The organism is Candidatus Neomarinimicrobiota bacterium (genome assembly GCA_021734025.1).
Taxonomy (GTDB): Bacteria; Fidelibacterota; JAANXI01; order JAANXI01; family JAANXI01; genus JAANXI01.
In genome coordinates this window covers 238,080-258,416 of sequence record JAIPJS010000004.1, presented here as the reverse complement: position 1 = coordinate 258,416, position 20,337 = coordinate 238,080, and the positions used below count along the sequence as shown (strand labels likewise).

Annotated in this window: 15 protein-coding genes; 10 read left to right on the top strand and 5 right to left on the bottom strand. The window is 52.2% G+C overall.

Annotation, left to right across the window (positions count from 1 at the left end; all coding sequences use genetic code 11):
• Nucleotides 1-48 precede the first annotated feature (48 nt).
• The 3 genes from ligA (at nt 49) to K9N57_06870 (ending at nt 6,864) form a co-directional block, all read left to right on the top strand.
• On the top strand, nt 49-2,073 hold the full coding sequence (gene ligA, locus K9N57_06880; GenBank protein ID MCF7803895.1) for an NAD-dependent DNA ligase LigA: 2,025 nt from the start codon (nt 49-51) through the stop codon (nt 2,071-2,073).
• Complete coding sequence (locus K9N57_06875) at nt 2,070-3,815, top strand: DUF2207 domain-containing protein (protein MCF7803894.1); 1,746 nt, start codon at nt 2,070-2,072, stop codon at nt 3,813-3,815. The genes ligA and K9N57_06875 overlap by 4 nt, the downstream gene beginning before the upstream one ends.
• A 103-nt stretch (nt 3,816-3,918) precedes the next feature.
• The gene (locus tag K9N57_06870; protein MCF7803893.1) at nt 3,919-6,864 is read left to right on the top strand and encodes a hypothetical protein; all 2,946 of its coding nucleotides are present in this window, start codon (nt 3,919-3,921) and stop codon (nt 6,862-6,864) included.
• A 411-nt stretch (nt 6,865-7,275) separates the two neighbouring features.
• On the opposite strand, the gene gdhA is transcribed toward K9N57_06870, so the two are convergent.
• Together gdhA and K9N57_06860 are read right to left on the bottom strand one after the other, a co-directional pair.
• Nucleotides 7,276-8,616 (bottom strand): NADP-specific glutamate dehydrogenase, encoded by a 1,341-nt coding sequence (gene gdhA, locus K9N57_06865; protein ID MCF7803892.1) that lies wholly within the window; start codon nt 8,614-8,616, stop codon nt 7,276-7,278.
• 432 nt (nt 8,617-9,048) lie between these two features.
• Entirely contained in the window at nt 9,049-9,501 is a 453-nt protein-coding gene (locus K9N57_06860) for a hypothetical protein (GenBank protein ID MCF7803891.1), read from the bottom strand.
• A gap of 173 nt (nt 9,502-9,674) precedes the next feature.
• On the opposite strand from K9N57_06860, the gene K9N57_06855 reads away from it, so the two are divergent.
• From K9N57_06855 to K9N57_06835, 5 genes are all read left to right on the top strand, one after another.
• Entirely contained in the window at nt 9,675-10,307 is a 633-nt protein-coding gene (locus K9N57_06855; protein ID MCF7803890.1) for a cation transporter, read from the top strand.
• A 383-nt stretch (nt 10,308-10,690) separates the two neighbouring features.
• On the top strand, nt 10,691-10,972 hold the full coding sequence (locus tag K9N57_06850) for a metal-sensitive transcriptional regulator (protein ID MCF7803889.1): 282 nt from the start codon (nt 10,691-10,693) through the stop codon (nt 10,970-10,972).
• Between the two features lie 260 nt (nt 10,973-11,232).
• The gene (locus tag K9N57_06845) at nt 11,233-13,737 is read left to right on the top strand and encodes a heavy metal translocating P-type ATPase (GenBank protein MCF7803888.1); all 2,505 of its coding nucleotides are present in this window, start codon (nt 11,233-11,235) and stop codon (nt 13,735-13,737) included.
• 284 nt (nt 13,738-14,021) lie between these two features.
• Nucleotides 14,022-14,228 (top strand): heavy-metal-associated domain-containing protein, encoded by a 207-nt coding sequence (locus K9N57_06840; protein MCF7803887.1) that lies wholly within the window; start codon nt 14,022-14,024, stop codon nt 14,226-14,228.
• A gap of 147 nt (nt 14,229-14,375) precedes the next feature.
• Entirely contained in the window at nt 14,376-15,254 is an 879-nt protein-coding gene (locus tag K9N57_06835; GenBank protein ID MCF7803886.1) for a DMT family transporter, read from the top strand.
• Nucleotides 15,255-15,510: 256 nt separating this feature from the next.
• Here the strand turns inward: K9N57_06835 and K9N57_06830 are convergent, their stop codons facing one another.
• The 3 genes from K9N57_06830 to K9N57_06820 form a co-directional block, all read right to left on the bottom strand.
• Nucleotides 15,511-15,966, bottom strand: coding sequence for a type II 3-dehydroquinate dehydratase (locus tag K9N57_06830; GenBank protein ID MCF7803885.1), 456 nt, complete (start codon nt 15,964-15,966; stop codon nt 15,511-15,513).
• Nucleotides 15,953-17,053, bottom strand: a complete 1,101-nt coding sequence (aroB, locus tag K9N57_06825) for a 3-dehydroquinate synthase (GenBank protein MCF7803884.1) — start codon at nt 17,051-17,053, stop codon at nt 15,953-15,955. The genes K9N57_06830 and aroB overlap by 14 nt, the downstream gene beginning before the upstream one ends.
• A gap of 72 nt (nt 17,054-17,125) precedes the next feature.
• The gene (locus K9N57_06820; protein MCF7803883.1) at nt 17,126-17,743 is read right to left on the bottom strand and encodes a hypothetical protein; all 618 of its coding nucleotides are present in this window, start codon (nt 17,741-17,743) and stop codon (nt 17,126-17,128) included.
• Nucleotides 17,744-17,971: 228 nt separating this feature from the next.
• On the opposite strand from K9N57_06820, the gene K9N57_06815 reads away from it, so the two are divergent.
• Nucleotides 17,972-19,201 (top strand): amidohydrolase family protein, encoded by a 1,230-nt coding sequence (locus tag K9N57_06815; protein MCF7803882.1) that lies wholly within the window; start codon nt 17,972-17,974, stop codon nt 19,199-19,201.
• A 70-nt stretch (nt 19,202-19,271) separates the two neighbouring features.
• The gene (gene ubiE / locus K9N57_06810) at nt 19,272-19,994 is read left to right on the top strand and encodes a bifunctional demethylmenaquinone methyltransferase/2-methoxy-6-polyprenyl-1,4-benzoquinol methylase UbiE (protein MCF7803881.1); all 723 of its coding nucleotides are present in this window, start codon (nt 19,272-19,274) and stop codon (nt 19,992-19,994) included.
• The last annotated feature ends 343 nt before the right edge of the window (nt 19,995-20,337 follow it).

Sequence of the window (20,337 nt, the reverse complement as noted above, 5' to 3'; positions counted from 1 at the left end):
TATCAGGTGTTTCTGCGTTAATCTGCGTGCCATTTTTGGGAGTGATTTATGAATAAAGATCAAGACAGAGAACGAGCCCGGGAACTCACCGAAGAGCTGCACTACCACAACTTCCGCTATTATATCAAAGATGATCCGGTGATCTCGGATGCGGAGTACGACCGGATGCTTCGGGAGCTGCAGGAACTGGAGGAGGAATTCCCGGAGCTCCGGACGCCGGATTCCCCCACCCAGCGTGTCGGGGCCCCGCCGCTGGATGCGTTCGAAACGGTCACCCACCGCCAGCAGATGCTGAGCCTGGCCAACGCGTTCGACGTTGAGGAGATCCGCGGGTTCGACGAGCGGGTGAAGCGGGGACTGGAGACCGAGGAAGATGTGGAGTATGTCTGCGAGCCGAAGCTGGATGGACTGGCTGTGGAGCTTGTCTATGAGGACGGCGTATTCGTCCAGGGCAGCACCCGTGGGGACGGGACCACCGGCGAGGACATCACCCAGAACCTCAGGACCATCCCGTACATCCCGTTGAAGCTCCGAAACGACCAGCTGGACCTCCCGCCACTGCTTGAGGTGCGCGGCGAGGTCTACATGGAAGAGGAGGACTTCGAGCACCTGAACGAGCAGCGCCTGGAAGCCGGCGAGCAACCGTTTGCCAATCCAAGGAATTGTGCTGCAGGCTCCCTTCGGCAGCTTGATCCGAACGTGACCGCTGGCCGTAATCTAAAAATCTACTGTTATGAGCGGGGTGTCATCGAGGGTAAATCGTTTGGCTCTCACTGGGAGTTTTTGGAGACGATTCCCAAGTGGGGATTCCGCACAAATCCGCTGGCCAGACGGTGTTCGAGCATCGAAGAGGCCATCGAATTTTACGAAGGTCTCGAATCCCGGCGGAATGATCTGGGGTACGAGATCGACGGCATCGTGATCAAGGTGAACGACTACGCTTTGCGTGACGAACTTGGCGTACGGAGCCGGAGTCCCCGCTGGGCGGTGGCGGGTAAGTTCAAGGCGCAGCAGGAGGTGACGGTCATTGAGGATATTGAGGCCAGCGTCGGCCGCACCGGAGCGGTGACGCCGGTGGCGCATCTGAAGCCGGTGAACATCGGCGGAGTAACGGTGAGCCGGGCCACGCTCCATAATCAGGACGAGATCGACCGGAAGGACGTCCGCATTGGCGATACCGTGGTAGCGCAGCGGGCCGGCGACGTGATACCCGAGGTGGTAAAGGTGATCCTGGAGAAGCGACCGGAGAATACGGAGCCGTATCATTTGCCAGAGGAATGCCCGGTCTGCGGCGGTCACGTGGCGAAGGTGGAGGACGAGGCCATTCACCGGTGCCAGAATATTTCGTGTCCCGCCCAGGTGAAGGGACACCTGAAGCACTTCGCCTCCAAGGCGGCCATGGACATCGACGGGCTCGGCGTCAAGCTGGTGGAGCAGCTGTTCGACGAGGAATTCATTCAGGATCCGGCGGACCTGTATCATCTTGCCAAAGATGATTTGGTAGAGCTGGAGCGGATGGCGGAAAAATCTGCGCAGAATCTGTTGGACGCCATCGACGCCAGCCGGGAGACGACCCTGGCTCGGTTTCTCTACGCTCTGGGAATCCGGAACGTGGGCGAGCATCTCGCAAGAGTGCTGGAGCGGGAGTTCGGCTCACTGGACGCCCTGCGAACTGCATCTCTGGACGAGCTGGAGTCGGTGAACGAGGTCGGCCCTATCGTGGCGGAGAGCATCTACAACTTTTTCGACGAGGAGCAGAACCGGGAGCTGATTCGCAAGCTGCTGGACGCCAATATCGCAATTGAAACGCCGGAAGCCGAGGCGAGTGACGATACCTTTGCAGACAAAACCATCGTCTTTACCGGTGCGATGGAGCACTTCACCCGCTCAGATGCCAAAAAACTAGCGGAACGTTTGGGTGGACGCGCCACATCGTCTGTGAGTGGCAATACGGACTTCGTTGTTGCCGGTGAAAACGCCGGCAGCAAGCTGGACAAGGCACAGGAGATCGGCGTCACCGTCCTCACCGAACAGGAATTCATTGACATGTTACCCGAGGAGTGCAGACCATGATGCGCAAAATCGCGCTGTTGAGTTTCCTCACTATTATTACGGCAACTTCTGTTTTTGCAAAAGACTATACTATCGACAACGTGGAGATCGAAGCCCGCATCAACGCGGACGGCACCGTCCGGCTCACCGAGGCCCGCACCTACTCCTTCGAGGAGGAATTCACCTGGGCAAACTATACCATTCAGAAGTCAGGATTTACAGAGCTCACCGACATTTCAATTAGAGATGGTCAGGGACTGTATACTCATGAAGATTCTGAAGAACCACGGACATTTCAGGTGACGACCAACGAGCAGGAGATCAACCTGAAGTGGTTCTACCAGGCGGAGGACGAGACCAAAACGTTTACTGTCGAATATACAATCCATGGCGCGCTGGCAGTGGGGCCGGAGTGGGCGGAATTCTTCTGGAATTTTATTGGCGATCAGTGGAAGACTACCACCCGATCCGCAACGGTTCGGAGCATGCTGCCGCGAGCCGTGGGCTCCGATTCGATGCACGTCTGGCTGAGGACGCTGAACGAATCAGCGGCGGTTACCCCCAGGGAAGATGGTGCCCTGATTACGGTCGAGCGATTGAAGTCCAACCAGAGCCTGAAGAGCCGATTTCTGTTTCCCACGCCTGTGCTGGCGAATCCGGAGATTACCGCGCCGGAGTTGACCCTCACCGACGTTCGCGCTGACGAGGCCATGTATCAGAAAGAGCTCGAAGCGGAGCTGGAGCGGAAAGCGCACTACGCATCGCTGGGACGGTATTTGACTATCATCATCGCCGTGCTGAGTCTGCTGATCTGGGTCTACTTTTTCCGGAAATACGGCGTCCGGCACAGGATCAAAGGCATCCCGGAGCGCCTGTATTCTCCGCCTACATCGCATCCGCCGGCCACGGTTGGATGGCTGATGCAGAACCGCTCTGTAAACGGGAGTCATCTGGTGGCCACTTTGTTCGATCTTGCCAGGCGCGGATATTTTGTTCTCAAAGAGGAAGAGGGCGAAAAAAAATTCCTCCAGAAGAAAAAGCCCCGGTTCCGGATCGAATTACCGGAAGGAGCCGGGACGACGGAAACTGCGGATTTGCTGGACTGGGAACAGGATTTGTTTGAGTACGTCACCAGTGTGATGGAGGATGGTGTGGTCTATTTCGATCAGCTAACCGATCAGCGGAGCAATATGCGGAAGTGGTTCACAGGCTGGGCCAAGGTCGTGAAGGAGGACGCAAAATCCCACGCCTGGCTGGACAGCGAGAGTATAAAGGGTGCTATAATACACGGCGTGCTTCAGGGATTGCTTCTGGCCTTCAGTCTGCTTGCTATCTACTGGACAGGGCTATTCGGTCTTATTGCCGCGTTCACAACAGCAGTGTTTATTATTCTCTCCTTTGTGATCGTCCGACGAACCGAATCCGGTGAGGAAGTATTTCGGAAATGGAAGGCCTTTAAGACCGGAATAAAAAATGGCGATCGGAACAGGTTCAGCGCTGAAAATATCGACAAGATGTTTGTCTATGCCGTAGCGCTGGCCGTCTCCGAGAAGCACCTTGGTCACTGGCTGACAGAGGCCTCCCCAAGAGCACACGCCATCCCGTGGATCGTGTTTTCAGGCGCCAGCTCAGACGCTGCGGCAGTAGCGAGCAGCATGGCCACTCTCGCCGGTACCGGAATGCAGTCCGTCTCCTCCGTGGCCGGTGGATCAGGCGCTACAGCCGGATCCGCAGGTGGCGGAACCGGCGGCGGTGCCGGATAGTTATCAAACCAAACCCTGAACCCGGAGTAATACCATCGAAGCAAAAACTACCCCCCGTGTTGCCAAAGATCTCTCGGCGTCTTCGTTCAATTATCACGATCTCATGCTGCATCGCATCCATGAGATACTGATTGTGGCGTCACCGTACGACGCATTCATTATCGAAGAGGACGGTCGCCTGTCCGAGCAGATCCTGCACGAGTACCTCGGAATCAACCTTCGGTATGCGCCGCGGGTCTGGCGGGCCTCCACCGCCGCCGAGGCAATGGAGCTGCTTGCCAAACGCAAGATTAATCTGGTAGTCACAATGCTCCGGGTGCCGGACATGGATCCCATCTCCTTCGGGCGGCAGGTGAAGGAGGAATATCAGGATGTGCCGGTGGTACTGATGACCTACGACACCGCCCAGCTGAAGCACCTGCCCGATCCGCTGCCCAGGGATGCCGTTGACCAGGCGTTTATCTGGACCGGGAACGCCAAGGTGCTGATGGCGATCATCAAGTACTTCGAGGACAAGCGCAACGTGGATCGAGACATCCGGAAGGCGGACGTCCGGGCCATGATCCTGGTGGAGGACGATCCGTACTACTATTCGGTCATCCTGCCGCTGCTCTACTCAGAAATCTATTATCACACCCGGCACCTGCTGGACAAGAGCCTGAACGACGCCCACCGGCTCCTGCGGATGCGCGGCCGCCCCAAGATTCTGTTGGCCAATACCTATGAGGAGGTTGAAGACTATTTCGATCGCTACCGGGAGAATATCCTCGGGGTGATTTCCGACACCCGGTTTCCCAAGGGTGGCGTGTTCGACGACGAAGCCGGACTGAAACTGGTGCGATATCTCCGGGAGCAGGATCCGCATATGCCGATTATGCTGCAATCCACCAGCGAGAAGAACGCCGTCAAGGCCAAGGATGTACAGGCGCACTTCCTGTACAAGAAGTCCCAGACACTTCTCTGGGATCTCCGGGAATTTATGGTGAATAATTTTGGGTTCGGCGACTTCATATTCCGGGATCAGGACGGCGAGGAGATCGGCCGTGCCACGGATCTGTTGGAGTTTGAGGAGCATTTGATTACCCTGCCCAAAGAATCCCTGCTGTACCACGCTGCGAGCAATCATTTCTCCAACTGGCTTGCTGTCCGCGGCGAGTTTCAACTGGCCAGCTTGCTCCGGCCGGTGCAGGTTTCTGACTTCGATACGCTTGAGGAGATGCGGGACTATCTGATCGATGCCATCGATGAGGCCCGACACGTCCAGCAGAAGGGACGGATCGTGGAGTTTTCAGAATCTTCCTACGATCCCTCCGCTTCTATCACCAATATTCGCAGCGGATCGCTTGGCGGGAAGGCCCGCGGACTGGCATTCGCTACCAATATGCTCCACCGTTCGGACATTGAGGAGAAATTTCCGGATATCAACATTCGCATCCCGAAGATTGCAGTCATCGGTACCGACGCCTTCGATGAATTCATGCGCCAAAACCATCTCTGGGATAAGGGCATGAACTGGGAAAGCAATGAGGAGATTAAACGGGAGTTCTACGCCGGAAGTCTCCCGGAGGATCTGGTGGAATCGCTGCGGTTTTATCTGGAGCGGAACCGGTACCCGCTATCGGTGCGGTCGTCCAGTCTGTTCGAAGATTCCCAGTACCATTCGTTGGCTGGCATGTATTCCACCTATTTGCTGCCGAATTCCCACGACGACGTAGAGAGGAATCTCCATCAGCTCAGCAAGGCCGTGAAACTGGTGTACGCTTCCATGTTTTTCCAGGCGCCGAAGGCGTTTCTGAAGTCCAGTATCCACCGCCAGGAGGAGGAGAAGATGGCGGTGATAATCCAGGAGCTGGTGGGACAGAATTACGGGGACGACCGGTACTATCCGAGCTTTAGCGGGGTAGCGCAGAGCATCAATTACTATCCGATATCGTATCTGGAACGGGAGGACGGCATCGCCTATGTGGCACTGGGATTGGGAAAGACAGTGGTGGAGATGGAGAAGTCGCTCCGGTTTTGTCCGAAATATCCGGACATCCTGCCGCAGTTCTATTCCAGCCGGGCTGTCCTGGAAAATTCCCAGCGACATTTTTACGCGCTGCGGCTGGACGGCAATAACAATCTCCTGGAGCGCGCCGAAATGGCAAACCTGGGGCAATACGATTTGACCGTCGCCGAGGAGGACGGCTCTCTGCGGTGGGTCGGCAGCGTGATGAGCGCGGAGGATAATATCCTCCGGGACTCGCTGAATTACGAGGGTACCCGGGTCGTGACCTTTGCGAACATCCTGAAGTGGAAGGCGTTTCCGCTGGCAGATCTGTTAGCTGAAATGCTGGAACTGAGCGAGCAATCACTGGGATGCCCTGCAGAGATTGAGTTTGCCGTCAATATGCACGAAGAGTCCGACAAGCCGTCTGAATTCTACCTGCTGCAGATTCGGCCCATGTCGATAAACAAATATTCTTTCAGCGATGACTATTCCTCAACCAGCCGGCATAAGGTCTTTTGCAAAAGCGACAAGACGCTGGGCGACGGACTTATCAAGGAAATCCGAAATATTCTGTATGTGAAGCCGGATACGTTCGATGCTGCACGTTCCAAGGAAATTGGACAGGAAGTCGGTGAGTTCAATCGGAAACTCGGAGAGGAAAATCCCTATCTGCTTATGGGCCCTGGTCGCTGGGGATCAGCAGACCCGTGGCTCGGAATACCGGTGGAGTGGGATGGCATTTCGCACGCGAAGGTCATCGTGGAGTACAACACGGAAGACTTCGACATCGAACCGTCCTTTGGCGGGCACTTTTTCCAGAACATCGCCGGGCTGCGTATCGGCTATCTCATGGTGAATCAGAAGAGCGGCGACGATTTCATCGAATGGGACTGGCTGGAGGATCAGGAGGTGCAGGACGAGACGGAGTATCTGAAATGGGTGCGACTGGAGCATCCCGTGACCGTCCAGATCGACAGCAGCTCTGGCGAAGGTGTCTGCCTCAAACCCCAGCCTCCGGAACCGGAGGAGATGGATGAGCATGAAGCGTCGGGGATTTGATCTGCGCAAAAAAATAGCACGCAGATGAACGCAGAAGCACCGGATAAACACAGATTACACCAAAAATGCGCTCGAAGATCCCGTCGGTGCTCCCCGCCGCGGAGGGACTCGACGACGGGTTTCCTCTATCACTTCCCTATTAACCGAATCCCAAGCAGTCATTCCGACCAACCTCGTTTTAACGGGGGGTGGGGTCTCTCCTAATATGAACTCCGGAGTTCGAATGACGAGATCCCTCCGCTCGTCTGGAAGCTGCAAGACTCGGTCGGGATGACTCTTTTTTTTATTTTACAATTGAAACATAACCAGTCATCCTGAGCGAGCGAAGCGAGTCGAAGGATCTCGTAAAGGGTGCTATTTTCGTACTAGCGCTAACTAGACTGAGACCTGACCACTTTAATACTGTAGTTACTACACTACTCCCTGATCCAGCATCGAGTCCGCGACTTTGATGAAGCCGCCGATGTTGGAGCCGCGGAAGTAGTTCACGTAGTCTTCGCTTTCCCGGCCGTATTTCACGCACTGATCATGGATGTCCCGCATAATTCGGTGTAGTTTGGAATCTACTTCCTCTCGTGTCCAGGAGATGCGCATACTGTTCTGGCTCATCTCCAGTCCCGAAACCGAGACGCCGCCGGCGTTCGCTGCTTTGCCCGGGCCGTAGAGGATCTTGTGTTCGAGGTAGGTGTCGATAGCGGCCGGTTCGGACGGCATGTTTGCGCCTTCTGCGACGCAGATGCAGCCGTTATCAATTAACATTTTGGCATCGGCGCCATTGATTTCGTTCTGCGTGGCACAAGGGAGAGCCACGTCGCATTTTGTCTTCCATGGACGCTCGTTCTCCCAGTACTCCACACCGTATTTTTCGGCGTAGTCTTTGATGCGACCACGTTCCACGTTTTTCAGATGCATCACATATTCCAGTTTTTCACCGTCAATGCCATCCGGATCATAGATACTGCCGTTTGAATCCGAAAGCGTCACGACCTTGCCGCCGAAATCGATGACCTTTTCCGTGGCATATTGGGCCACGTTACCCGAACCGGAGACGGCCACGGTTTTACCCTCCAGGGATTCATCCCGCGTTTTTAGCATCTCTTGGGCGAAGTAGACGGTACCGAAGCCTGTAGCTTCAGGTCGGATCAGGCTGCCACCCCAGTTTAATGCCTTCCCGGTGAGAACCCCGGTGAATTCGTTGCGAAGGCGTTTGTATTGACCGAACAGGAAGCCGATCTCGCGTCCGCCTACGCCGATATCGCCGGCTGGTACGTCCGTATCCGGGCCGATGTGGCGTTGGAGTTCGGTCATAAATGACTGACAGAAGCGCATGACCTCGTTGTCCGATTTTCCTTTGGGGTCGAAGTCGGATCCACCTTTGCCGCCACCCATGGGGAGCGTGGTTAAACTGTTTTTAAACACCTGTTCGAAGCCGAGAAATTTTAGGATGCTCAGGTTGACCGACGGATGAAACCGGAGCCCGCCCTTGTATGGGCCGATAGCCGAGTTAAATTCGACGCGGAACCCACGATTCACTTCCACTTCGCCGCGATCGTTGGTCCACGGGACGCGAAACATGATCACGCGTTCCGGCTCAACGATCCGCTCAAGAATTTTGGAGTGCATATACCGGGGATGCTCCTGTAAAAATGCCCAGAGTGATTCCACAACTTCTCTGACCGCCTGGTGAAACTCCTTTTCGCCGGGATTCTTTGCAATCACGGTCTCCATAAAGTCGTCAACTGATGAATACATTGGGGGGATCCTCCTTGCTATTAGGGGGTTGGCTGTATTTTCAACAGGTATGGACAGAATCTACATTCCATGCAGAACCTGGGGGTTATTCAGAGATATTGAAATTGGTGTATCCATGGGAATGTTGTGAAAAGGTTGTGAAAATTCGGATAGGTATGCAACAAAAATCTGTACCCGCGATACGAAATTCATTCTCTCCCTGCTTACAGTCGGGGTTATTTCTTTTACCCGACCGGTATTGGGAAATGCAAAAACAATACCCATTCAGCATTTCAACGAATGTGTGAATAAGTACGGATAATTTGTGATGGAATATCGAATTATTTCAAAGAAAAACACCCATTACTCCAAAGATGGGTTGATGCCGGGAACTTCCGTATTCTCACTTCTGGAAAGAAATCTGTTGGCTCCTCCGTAAACCAAAAATAATTATCAGATTTCTGTATCTTCCCGTACTGTCCCCCCGATAACCAATGCAGCGCTGATCAACACTAGATTCTTGATGATATACTGTCCCTCCAATGTTAACCCGAACGGGATCTGGGTAAAGCAAACCTCCGGCAGGAAAAACAGTGGCAGCATCGTACCCGGCATCTGCAAGAAAAGGAGAAAAATGGAAACGCGAATAGTTGGACGATAAAGTAAAGTCAAACCTATCAATACCTCCCACCATCCGAGGAACGGCACAAACCAATCCGGGGAAAACAAGACGACGGTTCGAGCCACCAGATCGGCGGCGGGACTCATTCCCAGCGGCTTCAGAATACCAAACCAGATAAACACGATGGCGATGGAATACCGCAGTAACAGGAGTCCGTATTTTGCCATCCAGCCTGCGATTTTTTCGTCGATCGTCCAAAAGAGTTCTTCTATGGAATTGTTCATTGTGTAATCACTTTCAGCAGTTAGAAATTGAAATTTGTAGCTCCATCAATTCAGGCGGATCGATTCATCCGAAAAATTGCGGGGTTCAGACCCGTTCAGCCTGCTGGGTTTCCGTTGCCGGAATCCCGAGAGTTCCTTAGTTTCCGGGCAAACATAAGACAGGGAAAAGATCTATGCAACAGACTGTAACATCAGCCCCTGATAGAGATTGGGCAAAAATCGCATATTGGCTGGTACTCGGGACACTTTTTTACAATGTAGCCGAAGCCGTCGTAGCACTTTGGTCCGGCTTTGCCGCGAGCAGTAATGCGCTGGTGGGCTTTGGGTTTGACAGTATAATCGAATCGGCAGCGGCGGGTGTACTGCTCTGGCGGGTCTCGGTTGAGACCGGCGGCGGTTCAGCCGAAGAAATCGAAGCGGCGGAAACCCGGGTGCATCGGTTCGTTGGGATAACTTTCTTCCTCCTGGCTGCCTATGTAACCGTCGATGCAATTATCACCCTGATTAATCAGCAGGCTCCGGCGGAAAGTCCGGTAGGGATTGTCCTCGCGATTTTGTCGCTGATTATTATGCCGATCCTGGCTTTTTTCAAATTCAGAGCAGCGGATCATCTCGATAGCGGCGCGCTGCGCTCGGAAGCTAAAGAGACGCTGGCATGTATGTATCTTTCATTCGCGCTCCTGCTGGGCCTCTCACTGAATGCCGTCTTTGATAACCTCTGGTGGGCGGATCCGGCGGCTGCGTTGCTGATGGTACCGTGGCTCATCAAAGAAGGGATGGAAGGTTTTGAGGATGAGCATGATTAAAAAGCATTACCACAAAGGCGCGAAGACGCAAAGAAGAAAACTGACTAACCACTGAAAACGCTGATGCAACTAACACTGACAAAAAAACAACCGCAGAAAAATCTATAAAAAAATTTAGCCGCGAATATACGCAAATTTTATTACAATAAAAGAGTACCAAACCAACACACAAAAACCCGCTGAAGCGGGAACTACCAACCAGTTTCCGCCCTTTCCAATTCAGTTAAACATTAGTTATCTCCTGCTACTCCCGCATTTTGGATAGAAACGATAACACCAGAACACATGAACACTATAACACTGCCTTTTATCTCTTGACATACCATAGGGGGGTATGGTATATTACGAGCGAATTGGAGAAACGGGAGTGAAAAATAATTATGATGAACGATGAACAGAAGAAACAGGCTGTTGATAGGCTCAAGAGAATCGAGGGACAGGTTCGCGGTCTCCAGAAGATGGTGGAGGAGGATCGTTATTGCATAGATGTCCTTACCCAGACGGCCTCCGTTGTCTCAGCCCTCAAAGGCGTGGAAGATCTGGTGATGGATCAGCACCTCCACACCTGCGTCGCGGACGCCATGCGAAGTGATGATGCCGCGAAAAAGCAGGAAAAAATCGATGAGGTGATGACGGTGTTGTCGAAGTTTCGCAAACATGGTTGAAAACTAATTCACCGCAGAGACGCAAAGAACGCAGAGAAAAACAAAAAATATGAAACACTGAAAAAACAACGAAATAACTGATGATAAACGAAAAAGACTCGACAAAATACTCTCAACCGAAGACAGGCTCTAACTTTAACACGATAACACAAAAACACTGTAACACGCTGTTACCCGAACACCTGAACACCCGAAAACTCTAATACTGATTAAGAGTAAGATTAGGATTAAGATTAAGAAAAAGAAATAAAGGCAAAAACATGAGTAATAAAAAGACCACATTGGAAATCGAAGGCATGCACTGCGCCAGTTGCGTGGCGTCGGTGGAGAAATCATTGAAGAAGGTGCCGGGCGTCAAGGTGGCGAGCGTCAACCTGGCGACGGAATCGGCATCGGTGGAATATGATGAAGATTCGGTCGGTTACGACGATTTCAAGAAGGCCGTGGAAAACGTCGGCTACGATGTCCGTGACAATCTGGCGACCAAAACTCTCCAGGTTGAAGGGATGCACTGTGCGAGCTGCGTCAGTTCCGTGGAAAAGGCGCTTTCGAATGTTGAGGGCGTCCGTGAAGCCTCGGTAAATCTGGCAACCGAAACCGCCCAGGTAAAATATGAACCGAATGCAGCCACCTTCCGGGATTTCGCAAAGGCCATTGAGAACGTCGGATACGAAGTCATTGAGGAAGAATTGTCCGATGAACCAGCGGAAGTTGAATCAGAAATGGACAAGGATCAGCGCAAAGTCGATGACGCCCGGGAGAAGATGTGGTGGGCCTGGGGTGTCACCATCCCGATTATTCTCTGGATGATCCCGGAGATGTTCTTCGGCTACACCTTTCTCGGCAAAATTGGTTACGATATCGGCATGATTTTGCTCTCGGCGGTAGCGATTTTCTATCCCGGCTGGGAGACTATCCGAAGCGCCTGGAAGTCCGCGAGTCATTTGGCGCCGAATATGGATGTCCTCATCGCCATGGGTACGCTTGCCTCGCTGGCCACAGGATTCGTCTCGCTCCTGCACCAGTTCGGTATCGCTCCGGCGTTTCACAGTTTCGCCGGCATCGCCGGGATGATTATGGCCTTCCATCTCACCGGCCGGTACGTGGAGACCAAGGCCAAGGGGCGCGCCTCCCAGGCGATTAAAAAGCTGCTCACCCTCGAAGCCAAAGAGGCCCGAGTTGAACGAAACGGCGAGGAAGTCAGTATTCCTGTCCGTGAGTTGCAGAAGGGTGACATCATGATCGTGCGTCCCGGCGAAAAGGTTCCCACCGATGGTGTGGTCGTAGACGGTTCCAGCAGCGTGGATGAATCGCTGGCAACCGGAGAATCTATGCCGGTGGATAAGTCAGCGGACGACGAAGTCATCGGTGCGACCATCAACAAGAACGGCGTGTTGAAAGTCCGCGCCACCAAGGTCGGCAAGGAGACTTTCCTGAGCCAGGTCATCAAAATGGTGGAAGAAGCCCAGGGCTCCAAGGTGCCGATCCAGGAGTTCGCCGACCGGATTACCGGCGTATTCGTACCGGTGGTCATCGGCGTGGCGTTGCTGACGCTGGCATCCTGGCTGATTTTTCCCGGCTTCTTCGGCGGGGTCGCCGAATGGGCCGCCGGATTTATCCCGTGGGTGAACCCGAATATGGGCGCCGTGGCGCTGGCGTTTTACGCCGCCATCGCCGTGCTGGTCATCGCCTGTCCGTGCGCACTCGGACTAGCCACACCGACCGCTCTCATGGTCGGCTCCGGTATGGGCGCGGAAAACGGTGTGCTCATCCGCAAGGGAGCCGCCATCCAGAGCATGAAGGATGTGACGACTATCGTGTTGGACAAGACCGGTACCATCACCGAAGGCAAGCCGGGCGTTACGGATGTGCAGGTATTTAACGGATTGACTGAAGATGAAATGATTCACTTCGCCGCCAGCGCCGAGAGCGGGTCGGAACATCCGCTGGGCGAAGCGATTGTGAATTATTCCAAATCTCAAAACGGCCAGCTGAGCAATGCAAAAGAGTTCGAAGCCATCACCGGTCGCGGTATCCGCGCCGACATCGATGGCAAAACCGTCCGTATCGGCACCAAAGCGCTGATGAATGAATCGGACATTACGGTCTCCGACGAAGTGTCGCAGGCCATGGCATCTCTGGAGGAACAGGCGAAGACGGCCATGCTGGTGGCAATCGATAACGAAGTCGCCGGGATTATCGCGGTGGCTGACAAGGTGAAGGCGGACAGCAAACAGGCTATCGAGGCGCTGCGTTCGTTCGGACTGGAACCGGTGATGATGACTGGCGACAACGAGCGGACAGCCAAAGCCATCGCTGCCGAGGTCGGTATTGACCGGGTCATCGCGAATGTAATGCCGGACGACAAATCCGGCGAGGTAAAGCGTCTCCAGGAGCAGGGCGAAATCGTCGCTATGGTCGGCGACGGCATCAACGACGCGCCGGCGCTGACCCAGGCGCAGGTCGGCATCGCCATCGGGACAGGAACTGATGTGGCCATCGAATCCGGCGACATTGTGCTGGTCAAAGGCGACTTGAGCGCGGTGGTGAAGGCGGTGAAACTGAGCCGCGCCACGTTTACCAAGATCAAGCAGAACCTGTTCTGGGCATTCTTTTACAATGTGGTCATGGTGCCGCTGGCCATCCTCGGCATGATGCATCCGGTCCTGGCAGAGATAGCCATGGCGTTCAGTTCTATTAATGTGGTGACGAATTCGAGGCGATTGCAGAAGGTGAACATCCAGCCGGAGTACTCGACAAACTAATTCACCGCAGAGACGCAGATGGCGCAGAGAAAAACCAAATAAATGAAACACGGAAATACACCGAAAGCACTGAATAAAAACAAAAAACAACAAACTACAAACAACGAACAATTCCCGCTCAAGTGGGAACTACCGACAGGGAAGACGGATGAGACCCAGGGCTGAGGATACCTGACACATGACGGTTTTTAACAATAACACTATAACACATTAACACAATAACACGACAACACGGTGTTACTCGAACACTTGAATACTTAAACACTTACATAAGGAGTTGCACTATGCAGAAGTCTCTAAAAGTCACCGGCATGCACTGCGAAGGGTGCGAGAATAAAATCCGGAAGATGCTGCCGCGGATTGAAAGCGTGGAGAACGTCAAAGCCGACCGGAATGCCGAGTCGGTGGAGTTTGAATTCAATGGTTCGGATGACGTGCTCTCTGCGGTGAAATCCAAGATCGATGATCTGGGGTATACGGTTATAGACTAGAAAAACGGACATACAAAGATGCCATCCCGTTTGGACGGGATGGCATCTTTAGGTTTTGTTTGGATTCCCTACCCTGCCAACTATCCTCTCTCACTGGTTTTTTGTATGTTTATCACCGAAATTTTTAAAAAATACAATTGAATCCCATTGATTTCTGCCACTAAAAAGCCGCTGATTGCCGACCTCTCCCTCGTACTGATCGCCTTCATCTGGGGGACGACCTTTACCGTTGTGAAGAGTGCACTGGAGGACATCGAGCCGTTCGCCTTCCTGGTACTGCGTTTCGGATTGGCGGCATTGATACTACTGCCGATTATTTGGTATAAGTCCGGATTTAGCAGACTCCCCTGGAAGGCCGGATCGCTGGCAGGCTTTTTTCTGTTTATCGGGTATATGGCGCAGACTATCGGGCTCCAGTACACAACAGCCTCGAAGTCGGGATTCATTACCGGTTTGGCAGTGGTGATGGTTCCCATTTTTGCAGCGGTGTTTGAAAAGAAATCCCTGGGAAGATGGACGGCAATTTCAGTTACTCTTGCCGTCATCGGTCTCTATCTATTAACAAATCCCCAGGCGCAGTCGTTCAACCAGGGGGATGCCTGGACGCTGCTCTGCGCAGTGGGGTTTGCCCTCCACGTCATCGCTCTGGATTACTACACCCGGCGGGTCAATTTGATGGGATTCTTTTTTATCCAGATCCTAACCGTTACGGTATTAAGTGGGATCGTCCTGCCCTTTGAAAACAGCACGCTTCACATTCTGGAGCACGGTTTGACCTGGTACGTGGTGGGAGCGCTGATCGTCACTGCGGTGTTTGCTACTGCACTGGCATTCTTTCTGCAAAACTGGGCCCAGCGGATAACCACCGCCACCCGGACGGCGCTCATTCTGACACTTGAGCCGGTATTCGCGGCGTTAACGGGTTATGTAGTGTTGTCGGAAGTGCTTGGTGTTTCCGGGGTGATTGGGGGAGGTCTAATTTTGTTAGCTATTATTTTGGCAGAAATATTGGAGAATCGAAATTAGTGTGCTGAAAAATACAATTCACGGACTGAAATATTTCTCTTGTTATCCCTTTTGTCTTGATACAAAAGGGATGAAAAAATCAAGAAAACTTCGAACTCGCACTTTGTATAACTATAGATTGTCTTTCATAACTAGCTAACTCATCGATCGTATTCGATTGAATTTCTATAATGGTGCTCAAACACGAAGTTTTCAATAACAAAAAAAACAATAAACAATATTAAAGTCGAGATGGGAGGGACTTTGCCTGGAGAATTTATCTGCGTGCCATGAATATGGTCAAAAGCACATCCAACCCGCGTTCATACGCGCTGTCCACGGGGCCAACGATTTGGTCCTGAAAATAGGGTTTCAGCAGGGAATCCGAGACGGATTTTCCGGCGATGGGGTCGGTGAGGTGGACTTCAACGGTAGGGAGGTTGATTAATTCGAGCGTATCCAGGATGGTGTAACTTGTAAAACAGAGGGTAGCCGGGTTCAACAATATACCATCCGCCCAGTTGCGCTGGCGCTGGAGCTTGGTAACGATATCGGACTCGCTGTTGGACTGAAAGATCTTCAGTGTGACATTTTTCTTTTGAGCGTATCGCCTGAGGGATCGATTGATTTTATCGAGGGTCAGGGTGCCGAATGTCTCCTTCGGACGTTTGCCCACCAGATTCATATTCGGCCCGTGGATGACTAAAATGTGGCGGGAATCATCGGCAGACATGCTCGATGGCCTGTCTGAGAATACTGTCGCGGATGGTGACTTGCCCGGAACCGTTACTCACGATGATCGGATCCCCGATATTCTTGAGTAACACGATAGTGACGTTGCCATCGATGACCTTTTTATCAATTTTCATCCTGTTCAGAACGTCCTCCACGTCAAGGTTCACTGCAGGGACAGAGAGCTGATCCAGGAATTCGTGCACCCGGGTGGCGATGTTGGATCCGAGTAGTTTCACATTTTCGGAGATTTCGACGGCGGAGTGCACCCCTTTGATGACGGCTTCCCCGTGCCGGAGTGCATCAAATCCGGCGACGGCCTCAATGGCGTGGCCCACCGTATGGCCAAAGTTTAAAATTCGCTGCTTGCCGGAATCGAACTCATCTTCGGTGATGTAATTGGTTTTGATTCGGATACTTTTGGTAATGATATCCAGGAGAAAGTCCGGTTCCCGTTCTTCCAGCACTGCGTGCCGACCGGTTACAATCTGGCTGAAGAACTTGAAATCACGAATCAGGCTGAACTTGATAATCTCACCGAAGCCGCTGAGCATTTCCCGGGTCGGCAGGGTCTGGAGCAGATCCGGATCAACGATTACCGCTTTCGGTTGATAAACTGCTCCAATGAGATTTTTCCCCAGGGGATGGTTCACGCCGACCTTCCCGCCGATAGCGCTGTCCACCTGAGAAAGCAGGGTTGTCGGGATCTGCACGTATTGGATTCCGCGCAGAAACGTGCTCGCCACAAAGCCGGAGATATCGCCGACGACGCCTCCTCCGAGGGCGATAATCGTCGAGCCCCGCTCGAACCGCCATTCAATCAGCTGGGAATAGAGGTCCTCCACCACGGACATATTTTTCGTCTGCTCGCCAGATGGGAGGCATTTGGTGAAGACCTCAAAGCCATGCTTTTTCAACCCCGGCAGGACTTCCGGAAGATACTCTTTTTCGATGGTCGGGCTAGTGAACACTGCTACCTTACCACGGAGTCCGAGATCGCTCAGTATTTTACCGGCCTCGGGGAGAATTCCCCGTTCTACGTGGACATCATATTTTCGTTCGCCCAGGGGCAGATGGATTTTTGTCATATCTCGTTCAGTTTTTTTCGGTGGAAAGAGTTTATTTTAGAAAAACTTCGCCGGTCTTACCAGCAAAAATAATCACACGCGCTCAACAATTGAATGAATAGCCTGGATATATGCCTGAATCCGGGGATAATCCTGGAGACCGGTATGGCTTTCTGTGCCACCCTGAAAGAAAAGGCCAGCCGGTTTGAATCGATCCAGGAGTGTCGGGAGAGTCGCCGGCTCCGCTTTGCACGGAATTAGCAGATGATGCGCCTCGTTCACATCCCGCCAAATTTGCAATGCTTGGGCACTTTTATCATGGAGCTGCCCGAGTTCAACGTCCCGGGGTAAATACTGACGTTTCGCTGCGGTGGTAGATGCATGGTCCAGGATTTCTTCGGCAGTTCCGGTGAGCGTCAGCCGGCATCCCAGCGATTCAAATTCGGTCTTGTACGCCTCGATAGGAATTATCAATGCCCCGATGCGTAATTTCTGCACCATATTTCGAAGCAATTCTGTATCGTAATCGTCTACCTGTAGAAAATTGCACATCACCGGGGGTAAATCGTGAAGAATATCTCTGGCCAGTGTGAATTCGATGTAGCGCTCATCAGATTTGTCCAGGATAAATCCGAGTCCGTTGGCACCGAGTTTTGCGGCCGCCAGCGCATCTGTCTTGGTTGTAATCCCGTGAATCAGTATTCGAATCATGTGTGGAATCTGGACAATCCGTGAGAAAATTGCAAGCGTGGTCTGGCGCAGCCTTCCCAAATATTTTTCTGTGCCCAGACTTTTTACAACTACTCGGTATCAAGCAATAGGGTAATTCCGTCTTGTATTCATCCCCGGCGGGAACTATTTTCATTTTTCCGTCAATTATGAAGAGCGTAATCGGAATTTCACAGCAGAGCAATTAATGCAGCACTGGAATTATTTCATATGGTAAAAATATTTTCTGCGAACTGGATTTTGCCCGGCAATGGAAATCCGCCGCTACAAAATCATGCCCTGGTAATCAGAGAAGGAAAAATTTTTGATATCGGCCCGGTAAGCGAGATCGAGGGCAAGTACAGTAACCGGGTGTACGATCTCGGTAATACGATTATTTTCCCGGCGTTTGTAAACGTACATACGCATCTGGAGTTGACCCATCTCAGGAACCGGGTGACGGAAACCAGCGGATTTATCCCATGGATGCGGCAAACCAGCCAGGAATTGCGGGAGAGCAGCGAGGAAGAGATTCGGCAGGGGATCCAGCAGGGGCTGCAGGAACTGCACGAAGCCGGAACCATCGGGATTGGAGAAGTCACCTCGACCAATCACTCGGTGGATTTCATTGGAGAGACATCAATGTTCGCCCGGATCTTCCATGAAGTGCAGGGATTTCGCAATTTTAAAGTGCCGTATCAGATGCAAGAAATCCAAAAGTTAATGAATCGGTTTGATGATACGGAAAAAACCACACACCATGTGGCGCCGCATTCTCCGTATTTGGTTGGGCGCAAACTGTTTCAGGAAATTGAACAGCGCGAATCGCTGATTAGCCTGCACCTGGCCTCGTTGCCGGAGGAGCTGGAATTTTTCCAGTCCGGCCAGGGCATCATCAAACAGATGCTGCTGGCCAACGAGATGTACGATTACATGTGGGAGGTACCGGAAACAACGCCGGTGCGGTACTTCTTCGATAACTACTACTACGCACAGAGTAATATTCTCGTGCACATGATTCATGTCTCCGACGAGGATATGGATTACATGGCCGAGTGTCACGTTGATATCCATATCTGTCTGTGTCCCCGCTCCCACAAAACTCTGGGGCTTGGTCTGGCGCCGGCGCAAAAATATAAGAAGCGCGGATTTAATCTCTGTCTGGGGACAGATAATATCGTCTCCAGTGGCGATTACCAGATGCAAAACGAAATGCGGGCGGCGCAGGAGACATACGGTCTTTCTCCCAAAGATATCCTGAGCATGGCGACATATCAGGGGGCCAAGGCACTCGGATTTGAGGAGCAGATCGGTTCCATAGAAAAGGGAAAATACGGCTATCTGCTGATGATGGAAAATCCGTTTGCCGTGGATAAGGATCCGTATGAGGCTCTGCTGGAAAGCGATAAGCCTATCACGTGGCTGGAAAATCTGGGGGAATTCGAGTCGGCGACAGCCTGACGGGAAATACAGCTTGAATATCGATACACGAAATCGAAAATTAGCTTAAACGAATCAAATATAGACACCTATGGATAAACCACCTGCTCAACTGACAGGCCAAAATAAAAAACAGTATGTGCGTGGAATGTTCGATTCCATTGCGCACCGGTACGATTTCCTCAACCATTTGTTAAGTGGGGGCATCGACTGGTATTGGCGTAAGCGCACCGTAGATATTCTTCAGCCCCAGGAATACGAGCGGGTATTGGATGTGGCTACCGGCACCGGGGATTTGGCATACTCGATTTTATCGCATTCCGATGCTCAGGTCTTCGGCCTGGACTTTGCCATGCGAATGCTCCGGCTGAACAAGGAGAAGGTGAGCGATGAGGACGATGATCGCTACAACCTCATCGGTGGCGACGCGGAAAAACTGCCCTTTGGTACCGGCACGTTCGATATTATCACTATTGCATACGGTATCCGAAATATGGGCAATATGGAGAGTGCGCTGGCGGAGCTCTATCGCGTGCTGAAGCCCGGGGGACGGGTTGGAGTGCTGGAGTTCAGTCAGCCGGAAAACAGGGCGTTTAAGCAGGTATACTATTTTTACTTCCGAAATATTATGCCCGCCATCGGATTTGTCTTCTCCGGGAATCGGGATGCCTATAATTATCTCCAGGAGTCGGTGAGCAAATTCCCGTCCCGGGCGGATTTTTCCCGGGCACTGGAAGCCGTCGGCTTCGACAGCGTTCACAATTATACCATGACCATGGGGATATCGACGCTGTATATCGGGTTTAAGAAGTAGGAACGATACAGTTAAATAGTATTCCCCAAAGGGATCCCTTCGGGGCGGGTGTTCAAGTGTTTAGGTAATGGCGTGTTAGAGTGTTACTGTGTTATAGTTAAAGAGGGTCATGCGTCGAGGGTCCTCAGTCCTGTGTCAAAAAGAATGAGGTCTTGAATATCAAGTTTCTATTTTCAAGTCTGGGTGTACTCTAAAAAGAACATTAATATTTGGTAATTTAAGTTACTAAAGAAAAATAAGAAGAATATGAATAGCCCCGGCATTTATGCCGGGGTAAATAAGGGTATAGAGTATAATAGAGGGGCTTCAGCCCCTTTTTAGAGCAGACTCAAGTCTCAAGTTT